This is a genomic window from Faecalibacillus faecis (assembly GCF_003024675.1).
GTDB lineage: Bacteria > Bacillota_I > Bacilli_A > Erysipelotrichales > Coprobacillaceae > Faecalibacillus > Faecalibacillus faecis.
This window is the reverse complement of sequence record NZ_PYLP01000047.1, coordinates 1-1,890: the sequence shown is the minus strand read 5'-3', so window position 1 is coordinate 1,890 and position 1,890 is coordinate 1. Positions and strand designations below refer to the sequence as shown.

The 1,890-nt window shown below is 29.1% G+C and carries 2 protein-coding genes; both read right to left on the bottom strand.

Annotation, left to right across the window (positions count from 1 at the left end):
• Nucleotides 1-185: 185 nt before the first annotated feature.
• On the bottom strand, nt 186-1,589 hold the full coding sequence (locus C7U55_RS13365) for an IS4 family transposase (RefSeq protein ID WP_106988961.1): 1,404 nt from the start codon (nt 1,587-1,589) through the stop codon (nt 186-188).
• 15 nt (nt 1,590-1,604) lie between these two features.
• Complete coding sequence (locus C7U55_RS13360; protein ID WP_092356786.1) at nt 1,605-1,799, bottom strand: hypothetical protein; 195 nt, start codon at nt 1,797-1,799, stop codon at nt 1,605-1,607.
• Nucleotides 1,800-1,890: the final 91 nt, after the last annotated feature.

The window sequence follows — 1,890 nt, the reverse complement described above, 5'->3', positions numbered from 1 at the left end:
TTATTTCTTAAGTTTGTGCCTTTATTATTATGCTTATCTTATTAAAATTGTACATGAAAAAAAGCGCAAAAGGCACCTAATAAAATTTATCATTTTTTTAAATTTTTCAGTTGTTTTTTATCTCATATTATCCTATCATTATTGTAACGATGGAAAAGGAATTCCCTATACTACAGGGGCTGGATTCAGTGATTAGTGGTCACAAATCCAGCTTTTCCTTTTGCTACTGGTGGATTCCTACGCCCATCTATTCTATGCCTTGTTTTCGGTATGCTTTTAAAAAATTTATTCCATCTCTTRTAGTGTCTTCCTTTTCTGACAGATATTTTTTCTTTTGCTCCTGTTGATATGATTGTTTCGACAATTTTATCCACAGTTTTCATTTTGAAACTTACAATGAAATCATTATGATGAAGTAAATTGATAATATATTTGTTATTTGGAATATATTCATATTTACATTTTTTATTTTGTTTGATTCTTTTTCTTGATTCTATAAAGATTATTTGTTCAATATTATAGAATATGACCTTTCCCATTGTTTCATTAATAATTCCTATTGGATTATGCGTATTATACTGCTCAATGTTCAAACTATTTTTTAAAACATCATATGCATTTTCTACATTCCATCTTTCGTGATGATACAGATCAATAATATCTGCTATATCAAATCCTTCATCAAGATTTGTAAAATATTGAGTTTCTACAGTGACTTCTCGRTCTTTCTTTTTGTTTTTTTCATTATACGTATATGTTCCTCTTACAACACGTATGTCCATTTTTGGATCTTCATCAATGGATTTTCTTACCTTGTCATTCTTGATCCTTCTTATCCACGCTTTATCCAGTTTAATATTGACATTAAAATCTTTTTCTCCTTCATGTTTTTCAATATAATGCTTGAAGAAATTCTTCTTTGCTCGAACGAGATATTTGATATTATGCATTTCACAATATCTAAACAATTCTGCTGAACCATAATATCTATCAGCCAGCAGAATTATTTTTTTATCACGGAAGAATTCCTGCAACTTCTTAAGATGTTTAAAGAGAAGAGGAATTTCAGATGTTTTATAATGAGAAATAGAAAAATCTAAAATAACCTTATTAAGCACATCATAAATCATTGAAACCTTTGTCTGAGGTTTCTTGATATCTGAAATCTTCATTTTTGATGTTTGATGTCCTCCAAAGTAGTGATTCAAAGCGATATGTGGTGGAAGATCAAGAAATGAGCCATCAACTGCAATAACTATATAATCCATAAAATTAATAAGAGGCAATTCATTATATATTTCATTTCGAAATCTATCCATGATAAAGTCCCATACATCATAGTTGAGAATTGACATTCTTTTAATCATGGCTTGTCTAGTAGGAATATCAAAATCTCGCAGTGCTCCAAAGTAGGAAACAAGATCTTCTGAAAGTACATCATGATTTCTAAAGATAAGATAGTTCAGCAGGTTATCAAGAGAGATTTTACGTTTTCTAGTAAAGGAATTATGAATAATTTGTGCATGATCAATAAGAGCTTCATCATTGATAATACCAGACAATACAGAGATAGCTTCATGAGGCATCATATTCTTTACTACAATTTAGTCATCATAGACAAGACGTGGTTTCTTTTTTGCGAAAGCAGCTTTAATATAGGGAACCTGATCGTCATCAAAAAGTCCAAGATTTCTGATTGTACGATGTTTAACCTTTCCATCTTCACGATAAGATTCAACAATTGAGATAAAAGAGGTATTTGGACGACCTCTATTATTTTTTACAACTTTTACAAACATAACATCACCATCCTATACTACAAATATATAATAAATATATTTAAATTAAAAGTAATAAGATTATATACCCTATACTACATAAAAAGAAATA

What these genes read in the sequence shown, in the direction of transcription:
- C7U55_RS13360 (WP_092356786.1), bottom strand. Translation starts at nt 1,799, where the DNA reads ATGTTTGTAAAAGTTGTAAAAAATAATAGAGGTCGTCCAAATACCTCT.